Source organism: Pseudomonas sp. RIT357 (assembly GCF_000632245.1).
Classification (GTDB): Bacteria; Pseudomonadota; Gammaproteobacteria; order Pseudomonadales; family Pseudomonadaceae; genus Aquipseudomonas; species Aquipseudomonas sivasensis.
Genome location: NZ_JFYX01000023.1, coordinates 60,802 through 75,423, shown reverse-complemented (window position 1 = coordinate 75,423; position 14,622 = coordinate 60,802). Strand labels below are relative to the sequence as shown.

19 protein-coding genes are annotated in these 14,622 nt (G+C 55.8%); 9 read left to right on the top strand and 10 right to left on the bottom strand.

The window, feature by feature from the left end; genetic code table 11:
* The first annotated feature begins 93 nt into the window (after positions 1–93).
* Entirely contained in the window at positions 94–840 is a 747-nt protein-coding gene (locus BW43_RS12230) for a 3-oxoacyl-ACP reductase family protein (protein ID WP_032887548.1), read from the top strand.
* Positions 841–971: 131 nt separating this feature from the next.
* Here the strand turns inward: BW43_RS12230 and BW43_RS12235 are convergent, their stop codons facing one another.
* Positions 972–1,658, bottom strand: a complete 687-nt coding sequence (locus BW43_RS12235; RefSeq protein ID WP_032887546.1) for an HAD-IA family hydrolase — start codon at positions 1,656–1,658, stop codon at positions 972–974.
* A gap of 108 nt (positions 1,659–1,766) precedes the next feature.
* On the opposite strand from BW43_RS12235, the gene BW43_RS12240 reads away from it, so the two are divergent.
* The 4 genes from BW43_RS12240 (at position 1,767) to BW43_RS12255 (ending at position 4,297) form a co-directional block, all read left to right on the top strand.
* Positions 1,767–2,132: a DUF2784 domain-containing protein gene (locus tag BW43_RS12240; RefSeq protein WP_032887544.1), complete on the top strand. Its 366-nt coding sequence runs from the start codon at positions 1,767–1,769 to the stop codon at positions 2,130–2,132.
* Positions 2,133–2,186: 54 nt separating this feature from the next.
* The gene (locus BW43_RS12245; protein WP_032887542.1) at positions 2,187–2,765 is read left to right on the top strand and encodes a DUF4337 domain-containing protein; all 579 of its coding nucleotides are present in this window, start codon (positions 2,187–2,189) and stop codon (positions 2,763–2,765) included.
* A 93-nt stretch (positions 2,766–2,858) separates the two neighbouring features.
* Entirely contained in the window at positions 2,859–3,194 is a 336-nt protein-coding gene (locus tag BW43_RS12250; RefSeq protein WP_032887540.1) for a hypothetical protein, read from the top strand.
* 62 nt (positions 3,195–3,256) lie between these two features.
* Positions 3,257–4,297, top strand: a complete 1,041-nt coding sequence (locus tag BW43_RS12255) for a DMT family transporter (protein WP_032887539.1) — start codon at positions 3,257–3,259, stop codon at positions 4,295–4,297.
* Positions 4,298–4,354: 57 nt separating this feature from the next.
* On the opposite strand, the gene BW43_RS12260 is transcribed toward BW43_RS12255, so the two are convergent.
* The 4 genes from BW43_RS12260 to BW43_RS0127565 all read right to left on the bottom strand — a co-directional run bounded on the left by BW43_RS12260 (position 4,355) and on the right by BW43_RS0127565 (position 6,362).
* The gene (locus BW43_RS12260; protein ID WP_371260730.1) at positions 4,355–4,744 is read right to left on the bottom strand and encodes an N-acetyltransferase family protein; all 390 of its coding nucleotides are present in this window, start codon (positions 4,742–4,744) and stop codon (positions 4,355–4,357) included.
* A gap of 9 nt (positions 4,745–4,753) precedes the next feature.
* Entirely contained in the window at positions 4,754–5,455 is a 702-nt protein-coding gene (gene arsH, locus BW43_RS12265; RefSeq protein WP_032887537.1) for an arsenical resistance protein ArsH, read from the bottom strand.
* Positions 5,456–5,467: 12 nt separating this feature from the next.
* Positions 5,468–5,938: an arsenate reductase ArsC gene (locus BW43_RS12270; RefSeq protein ID WP_032887535.1), complete on the bottom strand. Its 471-nt coding sequence runs from the start codon at positions 5,936–5,938 to the stop codon at positions 5,468–5,470.
* 76 nt (positions 5,939–6,014) lie between these two features.
* Complete coding sequence (locus BW43_RS0127565; RefSeq protein WP_032887533.1) at positions 6,015–6,362, bottom strand: metalloregulator ArsR/SmtB family transcription factor; 348 nt, start codon at positions 6,360–6,362, stop codon at positions 6,015–6,017.
* A 1,339-nt stretch (positions 6,363–7,701) separates the two neighbouring features.
* On the opposite strand from BW43_RS0127565, the gene BW43_RS12275 reads away from it, so the two are divergent.
* The 4 genes from BW43_RS12275 (at position 7,702) to BW43_RS12285 (ending at position 10,741) form a co-directional block, all read left to right on the top strand.
* On the top strand, positions 7,702–8,028 hold the full coding sequence (locus tag BW43_RS12275) for a type II toxin-antitoxin system RelB/DinJ family antitoxin (protein WP_032887531.1): 327 nt from the start codon (positions 7,702–7,704) through the stop codon (positions 8,026–8,028).
* Positions 7,958–8,272, top strand: coding sequence for a type II toxin-antitoxin system YafQ family toxin (locus tag BW43_RS0127560; RefSeq protein ID WP_032887529.1), 315 nt, complete (start codon positions 7,958–7,960; stop codon positions 8,270–8,272). Before BW43_RS12275 ends, BW43_RS0127560 begins: the two co-directional genes overlap by 71 nt.
* 419 nt (positions 8,273–8,691) lie before the next feature.
* On the top strand, positions 8,692–9,642 hold the full coding sequence (locus tag BW43_RS12280) for a DUF4238 domain-containing protein (protein WP_032887527.1): 951 nt from the start codon (positions 8,692–8,694) through the stop codon (positions 9,640–9,642).
* A gap of 79 nt (positions 9,643–9,721) precedes the next feature.
* The gene (locus BW43_RS12285) at positions 9,722–10,741 is read left to right on the top strand and encodes a DUF2971 domain-containing protein (protein ID WP_155989971.1); all 1,020 of its coding nucleotides are present in this window, start codon (positions 9,722–9,724) and stop codon (positions 10,739–10,741) included.
* A gap of 38 nt (positions 10,742–10,779) precedes the next feature.
* Here BW43_RS12285 and BW43_RS12290 read toward each other — a convergent pair whose 3' ends face one another.
* Genes BW43_RS12290 through BW43_RS12310 form a run of 5 tightly spaced genes read right to left on the bottom strand, consistent with a single transcriptional unit; the run spans position 10,780 to position 14,618 of the window.
* Positions 10,780–11,751 (bottom strand): phage baseplate assembly protein V, encoded by a 972-nt coding sequence (locus BW43_RS12290; protein ID WP_032887523.1) that lies wholly within the window; start codon positions 11,749–11,751, stop codon positions 10,780–10,782.
* Positions 11,736–12,434 carry a hypothetical protein gene (locus BW43_RS12295; RefSeq protein WP_032887521.1) on the bottom strand — a complete coding sequence of 233 codons (699 nt, stop codon included), beginning with the start codon at positions 12,432–12,434 and terminating at the stop codon, positions 11,736–11,738. Before BW43_RS12295 ends, BW43_RS12290 begins: the two co-directional genes overlap by 16 nt.
* On the bottom strand, positions 12,431–12,979 hold the full coding sequence (locus tag BW43_RS12300; RefSeq protein WP_032887519.1) for a hypothetical protein: 549 nt from the start codon (positions 12,977–12,979) through the stop codon (positions 12,431–12,433). Before BW43_RS12300 ends, BW43_RS12295 begins: the two co-directional genes overlap by 4 nt.
* Complete coding sequence (locus BW43_RS12305) at positions 12,976–13,902, bottom strand: hypothetical protein (RefSeq protein ID WP_032887517.1); 927 nt, start codon at positions 13,900–13,902, stop codon at positions 12,976–12,978. The genes BW43_RS12300 and BW43_RS12305 overlap by 4 nt, the downstream gene beginning before the upstream one ends.
* The gene (locus tag BW43_RS12310; RefSeq protein ID WP_032887515.1) at positions 13,899–14,618 is read right to left on the bottom strand and encodes a tail fiber assembly protein; all 720 of its coding nucleotides are present in this window, start codon (positions 14,616–14,618) and stop codon (positions 13,899–13,901) included. The genes BW43_RS12305 and BW43_RS12310 overlap by 4 nt, the downstream gene beginning before the upstream one ends.
* Between the last annotated feature and the right edge of the window lie 4 nt (positions 14,619–14,622).

Below are 14,622 nucleotides of genomic sequence, written 5' to 3'. Positions count from 1 at the left end.
CTATAGCAATCACGGTCTACCGGTAGGGCTGGGTGAAGTCGATACTCGGCTCCAACAACAAGGCAGCCTGCCTTGAACAGCCAGGAGATCGACATGACCACACTCAACCTCAGCGGCAAAGTCGCCTTGATTCAAGGCGGTTCCCGCGGTATCGGCGCCGCCATCGTCAAGCGCCTCGCCGCCCAAGGCGCAGCGGTCGCCTTTACCTATGTCAGCTCGGCCGCCAAGGCAGAAGAGTTGCAGAACAGCGTAATCAGCGCCGGCGGCAAAGCCCTGGCGATTCACGCCGACAGCGCCGATGCCACTGCGATCCGCAACGCGGTCAATACCACCGTGGAAGCCTTTGGCCGCCTGGACATCCTGGTGAACAACGCTGGCGTGCTGGCCATCGCACCGCTGGAAGACTTCAAGCTGGAAGACTTCGACCAGACCTTGGCGATCAACGTGCGCAGCGTGTTTATCGCTACCCAGGAAGCCGCCAAGCATATGGGTGAAGGTGGTCGGGTGATCAACATCGGCAGCACCAATGCCGAACGCATGCCCTTTGGCGGAGGTGGCCCGTACGCGATGAGCAAAGCGGCGCTGGTGGGCCTGACCAAGGGGTTGGCGCGGGATCTGGGACCGAGGGGCATCACCATCAATAATGTGCAGCCTGGGCCGGTGGACACCGATATGAACCCGGCAAACAGTGATTTTGCCGAGAGCCTGATCGGGTTAATGGCGGTGGGACGTTATGGGCATGTGGAAGAGATTGCCAGTTTCGTGGCCTATCTGGCCGGACCGGAAGCGGGGTATATCACCGGTGCCAGCCTGACCATTGATGGTGGGTTCAGCGCCTGATTTTCTGAATCCCTGCAAAAACAAATGTGGGAGGGGGCTTGCTCCCGATGGCGGAGTGTCAGCCAGCTCAATGGTGACTGACACTCTGCCATCGGGGGAAAACCCCCTCCCACATTTTTTACCGAGTAAGGTCAGGAGATTGGCGGCAAGCCATAGGCCGCCAGGTCAAAGTCCGCAAGCTTGCGGATGACCTGGTCGGCATGCTGGTACTTGCTGTCGGCCATGGCTTCGTCGGGCACGGCGATGGCGGTCATATGGGCGGCCTTCGCAGCCGTTACACCAAAGGGCGAATCCTCGAACACCAGGCAATCCTCAGGGGCAACGCCCAGGCGGCGCGCGGCGGTAAGGAAGATGTCCGGTGCAGGTTTGGCGGCGCCGACTTCGGGGTCGTCGGCGGTGACAATGGTGCCGAACAGGCTAAACCACTCGCGGTGCAACGTGGTTTTGTGGCCAAACGAATTGCGCGACGAACTGGTGCCCACGGCAATCGGAATGTTGTGTGCCTTCAAGTGCCGAACCAGCGCCTCAGCACCGGGCATGCCCAGGGCCTTTGGAAAGCGCTCGCTCATCAACGGTTCGCGAATTTCCAGAAACTGCGCCGGTGTGATCGGCAAGTCCAGTGCCTTGACCACGTAATCGGCCAGGTCCTGGGCGCCACGGCCAATAATATGCTGCTTGATCCCCCAATCATAAGTACGACCGTAGCGCTCGGCGATAATCTGCGTGACTTCGGTGTAGATGCCTTCTGTATCGAGCAACAACCCGTCCATATCGAAAATCACAGCCTTGATCGGGGCAACGGTACGTGGCGAATTCATCACAACAGATCCTTGGGAGGAAGGACTAAAAGGATTCAGCACAATAACGGTCCCGCTTACCTGCGGGCAACCCTTAGACTACGCCCTCCCCTTTTTGAAGCGCGCACAATGCTCTACCGTCTAGCTGCCGACAGCCTCGTGCTGTTTCACCTGTGTTTTATCCTGTTCGTATTATTCGGCGGGCTGCTGGCCCTTAAGTGGCGGCCGGTTATCTGGCTTCACTTGCCCGCTGCCGCGTGGGGCGTGGCCGTCGAGGTCTTCCACCTGCCGTGCCCACTCACGCGCTGGGAAAACTTGCTTCGCCATCTCGCCGGTCAAGACGGCTACGGCGGCGGATTCATCGAACACTACATTCTTACGCTCATCTATCCGGCTGGCCTGACTCCGCAGATTCAACTGGCGCTGGGTGCATTGGTGTTAGTGATCAATATCGCGGTGTATACGCGGCTGATTCGGCGTTACGTACAGCCTTGAGACAGCCGCACGGGTGAAGAATCAGACTCCCTCAGTCCCTTCATAGCCGCCGCCATGTCCGAAGCCTTCGAAGTCCCCAGCCCCCACGAAAAACACATCGAACACACCACCGAACATGCCCACGCAAGAGGAGACAGTTTCGCCAGCCGAATCGCCGTCATGACCGCGCTGATGGCCACTCTCGGCGCCATGCTCAGCTACCAGGCCGGTTCCACCGAAAGCGAAGCGGCGATGGACAAAAACAACGCGGCCATCATCAAGACCGAAGCCGCCAACCAGTGGAACTACTACCAGGCCAAATCCAGCCGCCAAAACCTGGCGGAGTTGGCCACCCATATTCCCGGCGTAGACGCTGCGCATTACAAGGGCGAGATCGAGCGCTACAAAAGCCAGAAGGAAGACGTGCGCCAGCAGGCAGAAAAGCTTGAGGCCACCTCGCGGGAATGGGATGAAAAATCAGAACAGGCGTTGCACCAGCACCACCGCTGGGCCCAGGCGATGACCGCGATTCAGATCGCGATTTCGCTGGCGGCAATTACGTTGCTCACAAGGAAGGAGTGGTTGAAGCGCATGGCGTATACGGCGGCGGGGGTGGCGGTGGTGTTAGGTAGCCTGGCGTGGTTGCACATCTGACGACGGGAAGATTGATTTCAATCCCCTGCCAGGGCGATTAAAGTACGCCCCCCCGAGAATTGAATCTCGGGCTTTAGTCCATGGAGTTTCCCAGTGAAGTACATCAGTAAAGTGGTTGCAGCAGCCGTTCTCGGTTTCACGCTTGCAGGCTGCACCGGCACCGCCATCAAATCCCCGCAATACGACAGCAGCCAATACACCGTCCTGGGCCACAGTGAAGCCAGCGCCACCGGCATTATGCTGTTCGGCGTGATCCCGATCGGCCAGAACAGCCGTTTCGTGCGCGCCCAGGATGCCGCCATCAAAGCAAAAGGCGGCGATGCGCTGATCAACACCCAAGTGCAGGAAAACTGGTTCTGGGCCTGGGTCCTCAGCGGTTACACCACCAAGATTTCCGGTGATGTGATCAAGCTGAAAACCGCGCAGTAAATCCGCTCGGGCTTTCACCTGAGCCCGCGACGTATCATGGGCCACCCTTTCGAGGATGACCCATGAACCTCAGTATCCTCTACGCACTCGCCGCCGCCGCCCTGTTCGGCGCCAGCACCCCGCTCGCCAAAAACCTCGGCCTGGGCCTCTCGCCCGTGCTGCTCGCCGGCCTGCTCTACCTCGGCAGCGGCGTCGGCCTCGCCGGCGTGCGCCTGATCCGTGATCGTGGCTGGAAACCCAGCGGACTGACCTCATCGGAATGGCCCTGGCTGCTCGGCGCCATCGCATTCGGCGGCATCCTCGGGCCTGTCGCGCTGATGTTCGGCCTGACCCGCACGGCCGGCGCAACCGCCTCCCTGATGCTCAACCTGGAATCAGTGCTGACCGCCGTCATCGCCTGGGTCGTGTTCAAGGAAAACGCCGACCGTCGCATCGTCCTGGGGATGATCGCCATCGTGCTGGGCGGCGTGGTGTTGTCATGGGCCGACGGCGGTGGCACGAGCCATGACTGGACGGGGCCGCTGGCGGTTGCCGTGGCGTGCCTGTGCTGGGGGATTGATAACAACCTGACGCGCAAAGTGTCTGCGTCGGACGCGCTGTTTATCGCCGGGACCAAGGGGTTGATTGCGGGGCTGGTGAATGGCGGGTTGGCGCTCTATTTCGGAGCGCAAATCCCGGGTATGGCGCAGCTGACGCCTATCTTGCTGGTTGGTTTTCTGGGCTATGGCATCAGCCTGGTGATGTTCGTGCTGGCGCTGCGCGGACTGGGCAGTGCACGCACGGGAGCCTATTTTTCTACCGCGCCGTTTCTGGGTGCCGCGATTGCGGTGCTGATGTTGGGTGAGTCAATGACATTGGCTTTCTGGATTGCATCGGCGTTGATGGCCATGGGCGTTTGGCTGCACCTGACGGAACGGCATGCCCATGATCATCAGCATGAGGCCATGGAGCACGGACATCGGCATGTGCATGATGAACATCACCAACATGAGCACGGGTTTGAGTGGGATCCGGCTGAGCCCCACAGCCATGTGCATGTGCACAGTCCGCTGAGGCACAGCCATGCGCATTTTCCGGATGTGCATCATCGGCACAGGCATTGAGGGGCGATGGGCATGGCTCTGAGACCAACAGACGCCCGATCGGCTGGCTTTTATCCGCTAACTCAAGGTGCCAATAGCCCACATCGTGCCACTGACCGATCTTATAACCGACTTGAGGATAGGTACCGATGTGTTGGAAGCCAAACCGCTCATGCAACTTGACGCTGCCTGAATTGGGCTGAGAAATGCCAGCATAGGCCGGACGATAGCCCTGCCGAACCAGAAGCTCGGTGCTGACTTGCATAAGCATATGCCGACCACCTTGCCTTCTCGAACCGCCACCAGATATGGATAGATCCGCAGCGTTAGCTCAATGCGCTGCTGTATCTCTTCAATACTAGGCGGCACCTCTTCAAAGGAAATAGCCGAGCCGGTCACTACCGAGGCATAGATAGCCTGGATGGAAACAGCATCTCCAAGCCGTGCCGCTCTGATTTCAATGGACATTGATTGAACTCAGATTGAACGCTGGTTCACGCGCGCCATGAGCTGTTCCGCGCTTTCCTTGCGTTCCGAGTAACGATCCACCAAAAACGCCTTTTGGTCACGCAGCAACAGGGTGAACTTCACCAGTTCCTCCATCACATCGACCACGCGATCGTAAAAAGCAGAAGGCTTCATTCGGCCTGCCTCGTCGAACTCCATATAGGCTTTCGGTACAGAGGATTGATTGGGTATCGTGAACATGCGCATCCAGCGACCCAGTACCCTCAACTGATTAACCACATTGAAGGACTGTGAACCACCGCAGACCTGCATCACGGCCAGGGTCTTTCCCTGGGTGGGGCGAACAGCGCCGAGTTCAAGAGGCACCCAGTCGATCTGCGCCTTGAACACCGCTGACATCGCGCCATGCCGTTCTGGTGAACACCAGACCTGACCTTCCGACCACAACATCAGATCCCGCAGTTCCTGCACCTTAGGATGATTCACCGATGCGTCGTCGGGCAGTGGCAACCCACTAGGATTGAACACACGGGTTTGCGCACCAAAGTGTTCCAGTAAACGCGCAGCTTCTTCGACCAGCAGACGGCTGAAAGAGCGCTCGCGGGTCGACCCATACAGCAAGAGAATTCGAGGCTTTTGATCTTTCGGGCGAGATGCAATTGGCAGGGGGTCGAACAGAGAGAGGTCTAGGTTGGGCAGCTGCTCTGACATATGTCCTCCTTCTCAGTGTTTGCTGATTTGATCCAGCTCGCGTTTGAGTTCATCGCGGCTGAGGCTGTTGAAGGGAAGCGCAAAGAACGCTTTACAGCGTTTTTCGATGCAAGCGAGCGTGGCTCGGAAAGCAGCATCAACTTCTTCTTCGCCCCCCATCACATCGGAAGGATCTTCCAGGCCCCAATGAGCTTTCACGGCTGGGCCGAAATAGACCGGGCAAGACTCGCCAGCTGCCTTGTCGCATACGGTAATGACGATATCCGGAGGGTTATCTTCGAAGGCTTCGTTGCCCTTGCTGCTCAAGCCTTCGATGGAAATGCCCGACTGGGTCAAAGTCGTCAAACTGCGAGGTAGCACCTGCCCCTTGGGAAAGCTTCCGGAGCTCACCGCCTTGAAACCCTCCGGCGCCAGGTGGTTGAACATGGCTTCTGAAAGAATGCTTCGGCAGCTGTTGGCCGTGCACATGAACAAGACTCGCATTAATTACTCCTTCCACTCTTCGCGGGCATTAAACACTTAGGCGCAGCGCCAGCTTCGATAGGGTTAACAGTTGGGATTAGCAGCAGGCAACATCGCGGACAGGGCGTCCATCCATATTCTGTAGACGGGAAGTGTCGCCCTGCAGCCAGTGAACGTTGGCTCGTAACGTCACTTGCAGGATCTCGTGCACCCAGCTGGGAAGGTCCGGATTTAAGCGGTAGTAAACCCAGAGTCCCTGCCGACGATCCAGCAGGAGACCACTGCTGCGTAACTGTGCGAGGTGACGGCTGATCTTCGATTGGCTGTCGCCGAGAGCGCACATCAGTTCGCAGACGCAGAGCTCTCCTTGGGAGGCAATCAGCAAAGTAGCGCGTGCGCGAGTTTCCTCTGCAAGGCTCTTAAACACTTCTGGAGGCGTAATCATGTGGGCCACTTGCTATATGTGAATAACCGAATATACGGATACACATATATTTAAAGCAAGCTATCGATCGGGTGGGTTTCTATGGGGCGATGGGAACCGTACGTAGGACCTTCGTGAGCGCCCATACGAGATGACCCTGTCGCAAACCCGCTAATGGGGCTTTTTTTGAATGCCAAAAACCACAAACCCCCGACTTTCTCTAGGAAAATCAGGGGTTTGTGTTTACTTAATGTGGCGGTGAAGGAGAGATTCGAAACTACCCGTTCGCAGTTTTTGAAACCAAGGCCCCCGGTTTATAAGGGCTGCAGCCCGGTCGCGTGCGTAGGATCTGTCCCACATCAGTCCCATGGCTTAAATGCACCAGGTTGCAGAAACGGTCAGAACAGGCGTTTTGAGCGATTTATGTTGAGGCATGGGAAAAAGGTAATTTTGGTAATGATCTGTGAGTAACTGGATAAAACCCAATAAAATCAGGTAGTTGATATAGTTTTATAGAGGTAATAATAAGGTAAGTAGATGGTTATAAAATTACTTTCAGAGCTAGTAATGCCAGTGAGCCGCCAAACCCAGCAAAATGGGGGCCTGAACAAAATATTACCTCTCTCGTTACCTTATATTACCCTCCAAGGTAATGGCTGAAAGCTACGTTCTATAAGGGCTCCAGCCCGTTACTACCTGCCAATTACTAAAATTACCCTTTTCCCACCCCTCGCCTGGAAAAAAGCCATCCGCCCATCGTTTCAGCGATTTTTTCCACACGCTCTAGGCTGGTACTAACAGCTGGAAATTGATGGCGGTGCTGTGCAATGTCTCAAAACGTTTGAAACCCATACAGGCTGGGCCTCTCAGTCGTTTTTGCGTAGTGTCCGACAGTGGCTGGTCGATCCCCAGATATTAGCGGCTCCGAAAACGAAATCACCGCCTGCTGCAGGTTTTCACAACCAGAGCCCCCGTAAACCGGGCACCTCGTCTGCGTGACCACTCCCCTGCCACCCTGTGACGTATGCGCAAGGCCACTGCACTTTTTTGCAAAACCTTGCACTATGTGCAATTGCGAAACATCCCCCAGAGTCCGCAGCGGGCTTGGGCCGGGGCACCGTTTACACCCCACTACCCGTTTGCACAAAAAAGGGACGCAAAGCCCGTCGGCGGGAGGGGGATAAGTGCTTTTTCGTCTCGTTTTTTAGTACCAGGGCTTTTTGATCTGCGTTGCGGTTTCCGACGCATGGGCTGCCTAACGTCCTGTTCAGGACAAAAAGAGCTTGATCAAATTTGATGGGTTGACCCATACTTTGACTGTAGCCACAACGTAGCTACATTTTTGTGAGGGAGTGATAATATGTCCGCATTACTGAAAACCACTGACGTGCGTTGCCGCATCGACGAGGATTTGAAGGATCGCGCTACTGCTGTGCTGAATGCCTGCGGGCTGAGCCTCAGTGACGCTATGCGTCTTTTCCTCCGACAGGTAGTGACAACGCAAGGCCTGCCTTTCGAGGTGCGTGTACCTTCGGAGAAGACCGCTCGTGCTATGGCGCAGGCGCGTGAAATTCGTCGCCAGTTTGACTCGATCGACGACATGCTAAGGGATACTGATGGCGAAGCCGGAGAAGAAGCAAAAGCGGGCAGATCTGCCAAAGCAGTGCGCGCAGACGCCGGAATTTAAAAAGTCCTGGGAGCGCTATAAGCGTGCAGGCCGTCGGGATATGAATGAAGTCCGTGTTGTGATGACGATGCTTTTCTTGGGAGATCAACTACCAGCAGAATATCGTGATCATGCGTTGACAGGTAATTGGGATGGTTTCAGGGAGTGCCATATTGGAGGTGACTTCCTGATGATTTACGAACACTCGCGAGCTGACCTAGTGACTTTTGTAGACCTGGGCAGCCACGCCGAACTGTTTGAATGATGGCCGATGTAACACCTGTCGGCCAAAAGGTTTCGGAGGGAGTGATACCCCCTGAATGCGGCCTCTCTAGCCGCTAAAGGTGAAGTAGTCTGAGCCCGTTCCTGGCTGTGCCACTCGGATAACTCAGGCTCCGGAGCTGCTGCTTGCGGTGATTCGCGGTTAACCAATAGCAAGCGCCTGGCAAGGCGCTATATAAATGCCAACCCTTAAAAAGTTGGCAGCGCTGCCAGCACGAAACAGGGCTACTGCCATGTTTAGGCTGCGTTTAAAAGTGGTAGAGGTGGAAATTGATCTTTGGGTCATCGTGTTTTTTACATGTTGGCTTATTGAAAGATTTTCTTCCTAGGCTAGGGGGGCGGGGATACCCGCCCCCTGAATCCTAACCATTCAAAAATTCCGCCCCCTCCTGGATGAAATCCATGGCACTAGATCATTATGTGTCACAAGTACATCTCAAAAACTTCTATTCAAAAGACCTAGAAAAACAGATGTACGCTTACAGGAAAGCGGATTTGAAGTTTTTCACTCCAAACTCCAAGTCTGTATGTCGAGTAGATGAAGGGAGTACCAACAAGTACCTTGAAGATAGTCGAGCAATCGAGAAATTTCTTGAGGATATTGAGCCTAAATACAATACTGCAGTCGAAAAAATAAAAGCCAACAACATTGACAAGGAAGTGATTTATACGGTTTCCGGTTTTTTATCCTACATAATAACTTGCTCACCAGCAGCGATGCGCATTCACTCTGAACTTTTTCGAGGCATTGTTGAAGACCAAGCAATAATGCTAGACAGCACAAAACAAATACCTCCTCCTCCGCCAGAACTTGGTGCCGAGTCGATGACCGAACTGATAAAAACGGGTAAGCTCACTATAGATGTAGATGGCAAGTACCCTCAGGCTTTTGGTATAAGATCAATTCTTTATCATGTTGCTGTTTTTGGAAACTCAACATGGGACATACTGGAAAATCCACACGCGGACAGCCCATTTTTCAGCAGCGACTTTCCTGTAGCAATTGAACATGGTTCAGATAACAGAATTCTCAATAGAATATTCCCATTAACTCCCCAAATTGCGATCCGCATAAAACCAAACCCAGAACGACACTACAAAACACTTGACCACGACTTCGAACATTTCAAACACAAAAAAAAGAAGCTATCCTTAGCCGAGGCCAAAACACTAAATAGGTTATTTGTGCAGTGCGCGGAATCTGTCGTTTTTTCTTGTCAAAATAGCGACTGGACTGAACAATTTATTCGAAAAAACTCTAAATTTCGAATTGAGCCTATTATGGCCAGATCAAAGCTCAAGAGCGGTAACATTCTATACTTCACTCAGGAAATCAAAAAAATACAGCCTTGAAAACAACCAATCAAGTAAGGGCGCGACCTCACAGACCCAACACTCTTAATTGGGAGCGCCAACTACATAAACTTACGACATGGATATCGAAATGGGAAATATATCGGTAGGTGTTGATAGAGACTTGATAGTAAAGCGCTACATGTCATTGGACAAGTTTGAAAGCCTGCTGACCTCGGGCAAATTATATTTCCCACGATTCGATAGGTTCGTAGACCAATTAGAAGGTGGTATTACTGGCCAAAACTATCCAGACATAAGTGTTTCCTTGGAAATTTTTGACCTAGCGATTAATTACAGAGCAAGCGATCCAGCATCCCCCGAAAAGGAGCAGGCCGAGAAAAGGATCAACGAAATAAACAATGAAACCTTTGAGGGTTTGTTTGGTAGCGAAAAAAAGCTAAACGGCGATACGTATTTGAAAACAATCAACTCTTGGTTGTATGCAAACTGCTGGACTGACCTAAATCATGAATGTGAAGCAATGTGGTCACTTTATGGCATTACCGGGGCAGGCTGCAACCACGACGAATACTGTCCGCGATGTGAACGTACTCATGGAACCTCAGTATGCATTGAGACCACCGTAGGTTCCATTTTAGACAATTTAGAGTTTGATGAACGGTACAATTTTTCTATTCAAAAGGTCGAGTACATCGATCATAAAACAACAAAATTCGGCACGAATGAGCTCAGCACTAAACCCTTTTATTCAAAAGCTAAGCATTTCAGCTATGAAAATGAAATTCGGCTCATACTGTGGCCTGACAGGAACAATATCAGCTTCGACTATGCATTCGGAAAAAGCACAGTGAACGACGAAAAAAAAGTCGAGCTAAAAATAAAAAACATGAGTTTATTTATAAACAAAATCATCTTGTCTCCGGTCCCTCTCAAAACAAGCATAGAAATCAGAAAGTCTCATAACAAAAACTATCAATCGGCTTTAGGTTTACAAGAAAGCCTCTCTAACAAAAAACTGAAAGCCAAGATCGAATCCATCTGTTCGGCCCACTCAGTGAATGTCCAAATAGTTGACTCCGATCTCAATCAAGTTATCACTACCGACTGTTATACATATGCCGAAGGTATAAGGTAGCAAAATGGCGCATTACAGACTGAAAGCAATTTAAGACTTTAGTCTGTAATTGGCTTAAGGCTGGCTGCGAGTCTTGATATCGACTCTGCGTTAGAAGTGAAAACGGCTGAGTTGCCCGGAACCGGTGTTGGTCCATGTGTGTGCATCGCCAATTGCATATTCATCTCTAGCACCAGGTCGAGCAAATCGCAGAGCACTTGGAATATATTCACACTTTCTGATCCCACCCAATTCTTAGGCGCAATCAAGTGCTGGCCGCCGCCCGCCACGCTCCGGCGCAGCCCCTGAATCCTTTCCTCCATGTCGCCACCCACCGTGGCGTTGTGCTTTTGCCCAATCACCAGGTTCAAGTCCCGCCCGGTTGCCTGGTGCAAGTCATCCACCGCCGCCAGGCTCGCAGATCCGCCCGATAGCAGCTTGAGTGCCCCCAACGCCTCGATCTTCTTGATCCCACCCACCGACTCGGTTGAATGGTCATCCACCGTCCTGGTGTGGCTCTGGAAGCTCTCGGTGTTCTCCATCGCCTCCACTTCCCGCTGGACCGCCTTGTCCTGGATCTTGCCGTCTGTTTGGCGTAGCCAGTTGCCGTCCGCATCAACGCGCTGTTGGCAAGCTTCGCTGTGCTGCCACACCTGGTCGCCTTTCGGCACGCTTGGCAGAGTCAGGCCGTGGGGCAGCACCGTCTGGATATAGGGCTTGTGCGGCAACCCGTACGCAAAGCACACCACAACCGTGGTGCCCTCCTCCGGGAAGGCATAGAAGCCCATTTCATCGCCACCGACCGGCACAGGTAACGGCACGCCAGACAGCACCGGCAGACTGGCGTCCACCTCCCCATCCGGTCCAAGCACCTGCAGGTCCACGCCAAAGCGCGGCCGGAAGTCGTCACAGACGCCGGCGCCGGCAGGTGCATCAGGCACGGCGATCACCTTGGCAAACCGTGGCAGGTGATAGCCGCCGGTGAGCTCAGGGAACTGGCGTTCTACCGCTCGTTTTATTGCGTCTTCCATTTCAATGCCATTTGAGTGCCGGCCAGCGTCACCGAAGTGACCCGCTCGCCTTGGTTGATTGTCGCGCCTGGGCGCATGCCTGGGAGCGCCGCGATCATGGCGCTCTGGTTGTCCTGGTAGCCGTCGAACAGCTCGGTGGGCAGGTGCAGGGGCGCTCGGGCGCCGAAAAAGCTATCAGCCCATTTGCCCACGAACACTTCCCCGTTGCCCTGTTGCTGCCAGATCAGGTCGTCGATAGAGAAAACCCGGGCCAGGCTGTCCATCGCCTGGTAGCCGGTGGCCAGGCTGTAGAAGAACGGCGCCCTGACCCGCGTGTATGAGCTGTCCGGCACGCGGAATTTCAAGCCCGTGTGCTTGCTGATCTCCTGGAGCACGGCGCGCAGATCGACGTGACGCAGGTTCAGTGGCAGTGGCTTGGCCAGGATCGCGGCCAGCTCACGGCAGAACAGCACCTGCTGCTGGGTGTTCGCCGCCGTGCAGCGCTCGACGTAGCCGATGAAGTGGCGCTGCAGCGTGCTGTCGTTGTAGCCGATGTCCAACGTCACCAGGCCCTTGAGCGGCGCCGATGCCTGGACTGTGAAAGATGCCCGGCCGGGGCTTCGCAGCTCCAAGCGGACATCCTCTTTGATCAGGGCAACGGGTTCGCCGTTTATGGCCAGCACCTTGTGCAGTTTCAGGCTCATTGGCCACTCCCCAGCCAGTCGTCTACGCGCTTCAACGTGGACTCAAAGCCCGACAGTTCAGGCGTGCTCCCGGGCTCGCCGGCGGCGCTGGTGCCGCCTCCTACCGCTTGACCTGGTGCGCCCTGTGCGGTGGCCGCATTGGCCGGGCGGCGCTTCTCGACCCGCTCGGGGTTCGACAGTTTTTCAGACAGCGTGAACTGGACACGCCAGCAAAACAGGCTGTCGTCCTCCCGGGCGCTTACGCCGTCACTGAACTGCACCTGGCGCACACCAAAACCGTCAGCGGTGTCGTTGACGATCCGGTAAGTTTTGCGCTGGCCACCGCCTTCGGTGGCCTCGGCCTGGCGCATCAGATCGCGCAGGAACGACTTGTCGGAGTAGCGAATGGTCAGGGTCACGGCCAGGGTTTTGGGCTTGAAGCCCTTGTGCGCCGCTTCACTGTTGCTCGTCTGCCCCGACAAGTCGTCGCTCTCGATGCGTAGGTTTGCGGTGATTTTCATGTTCTGCCCGCGCACCGGCAGGCCGTCCAACAGCAGCGAAGTCATAGGCCCACCAGTTCGCGCACAAAGCCAAGGCTTTCCAGCGAGCCAACCAACAGCGCGCCGGCGCACAGGGGCCATTCATGCCCCGGGGCGTCGCCCTCCAACAGTTGCCGGCGAATCGTGGCGCCGTCACCGGGGCCGATCAGACGGGCTTGCATCGAGGTGTCGGGCGAACTGTTGGTCAGCATCGCCTGCAGGTCGGCCAGCTTCTGGTCTGCGGCGGCTGACTGGGCCTGTTTGCGCGCCTGCAGGCTGGCCAGGTCGGCCATGGGCGAGCTGTCGGCCGCATAGCTTTCGAGCATGGCCAACTGGCCGGACATGGCCTGGCTCGCCACCTTGGTGATGGGGCAACGCTGCAGGGGCAGTTGACCCCAGCGCGGCATCTGCCCCGCTGCCGGCAACTCCCACTTTTCCACCTCCAGCTTGGACAGGTGCCGCGAGCGGCGTTCAGCTCGTACCAGATCAGGCATCGGCAACAGCGTGTTGAAACGCTGCAGTGTGGCGGCGAAGTGATCCTGGCGTGTAGATAGAAAGAGCACTACCAGGCCATACAGCTGGCCCTGGGGCCGTGCAGCGTCGGTAGAGTCGGTGAGCTTGTTGGCCAACAGCTGCAGCAGGTTGGGCGCAGACAGAAAACGTTGGTGCCCGCCGCTGCCCTGGCCGATGCCGGCCTGAAACGGGGTGACGACGATACACGCCGGCACATCGCCGAACTGCCCCGCGAGCGCCGCACGCCCGGCGCTGATCGCGCCCTGGGAGGCTCCACCGACCGGGCCGGGATTGGTTGTCGCAACCGCTGCCAGCTTCTGCAGCCGGGTGCCGGTGTCGGCCATCTGACTGCCGGCCAGGCCCTTGGCCTCGCCCATCTGCTCCATCCACGCCGTGGCCTCGGCAGGCCAGCGCATGGTCACGGGTGCCCACGTCATAGCGGCGCCTCGTCCCAGGACAGCGCAGCAATCGCCTCGACATCCTTGGCCAACCGGGCGACTTCCAGGGCTTTTTTAAGGCGATCAGCGCGTTGCAGGGCGTCCAGCTTGAACTCGCAGAGCCCATTGCACACCAGCTGCAACTGCGCCGCCGTGTGCTCCTTGAACTCCTTTTGACCAGCCACGTCCACGCATGGGAACGCCGCCGGCAGAGCACGCATCGTCATGTTGGTCAGGTTCAACTGATCTTCCAGCGTGCTGCTGTAGAAGTGGCGCGCGCCAAGGGCTTCGGACCAGAAGCCGCCAGAAATCACGCGATCACAGTCCGCGCTGATCTCGTTGCGTTTGGCGATGTAGTCGCGCTCGACCACGGCGGGAATATCGTCCTGCCAGCCGCTGCCGTTCCACACCTGGTGCTGACCAGGCGCCTGTAGCGTGTAACCGGACGGCAACTGGCCGTGACGCTCAATCACCAGTGGTGCCCCGGTCTCGATGCTGTAAGCCGTAAGGCCCGCGTAGGAGTCGATCAGGGTCCACAGCTCGCCGTCCCAACGCGGCAACTGGTGCTCGCTCGCAACAGGCGGCGCCTTTTCCACACAGCGGGCAGGAATCAACCAAACCCCAGGTTCAAGCGGAGACGCATCGGCGGTCGTGGCACCGATGTAGATGCCCAGGTGATCTGTCTGAAAAACGGTTTTTGTCGTCGTGCTGGTCATGGTG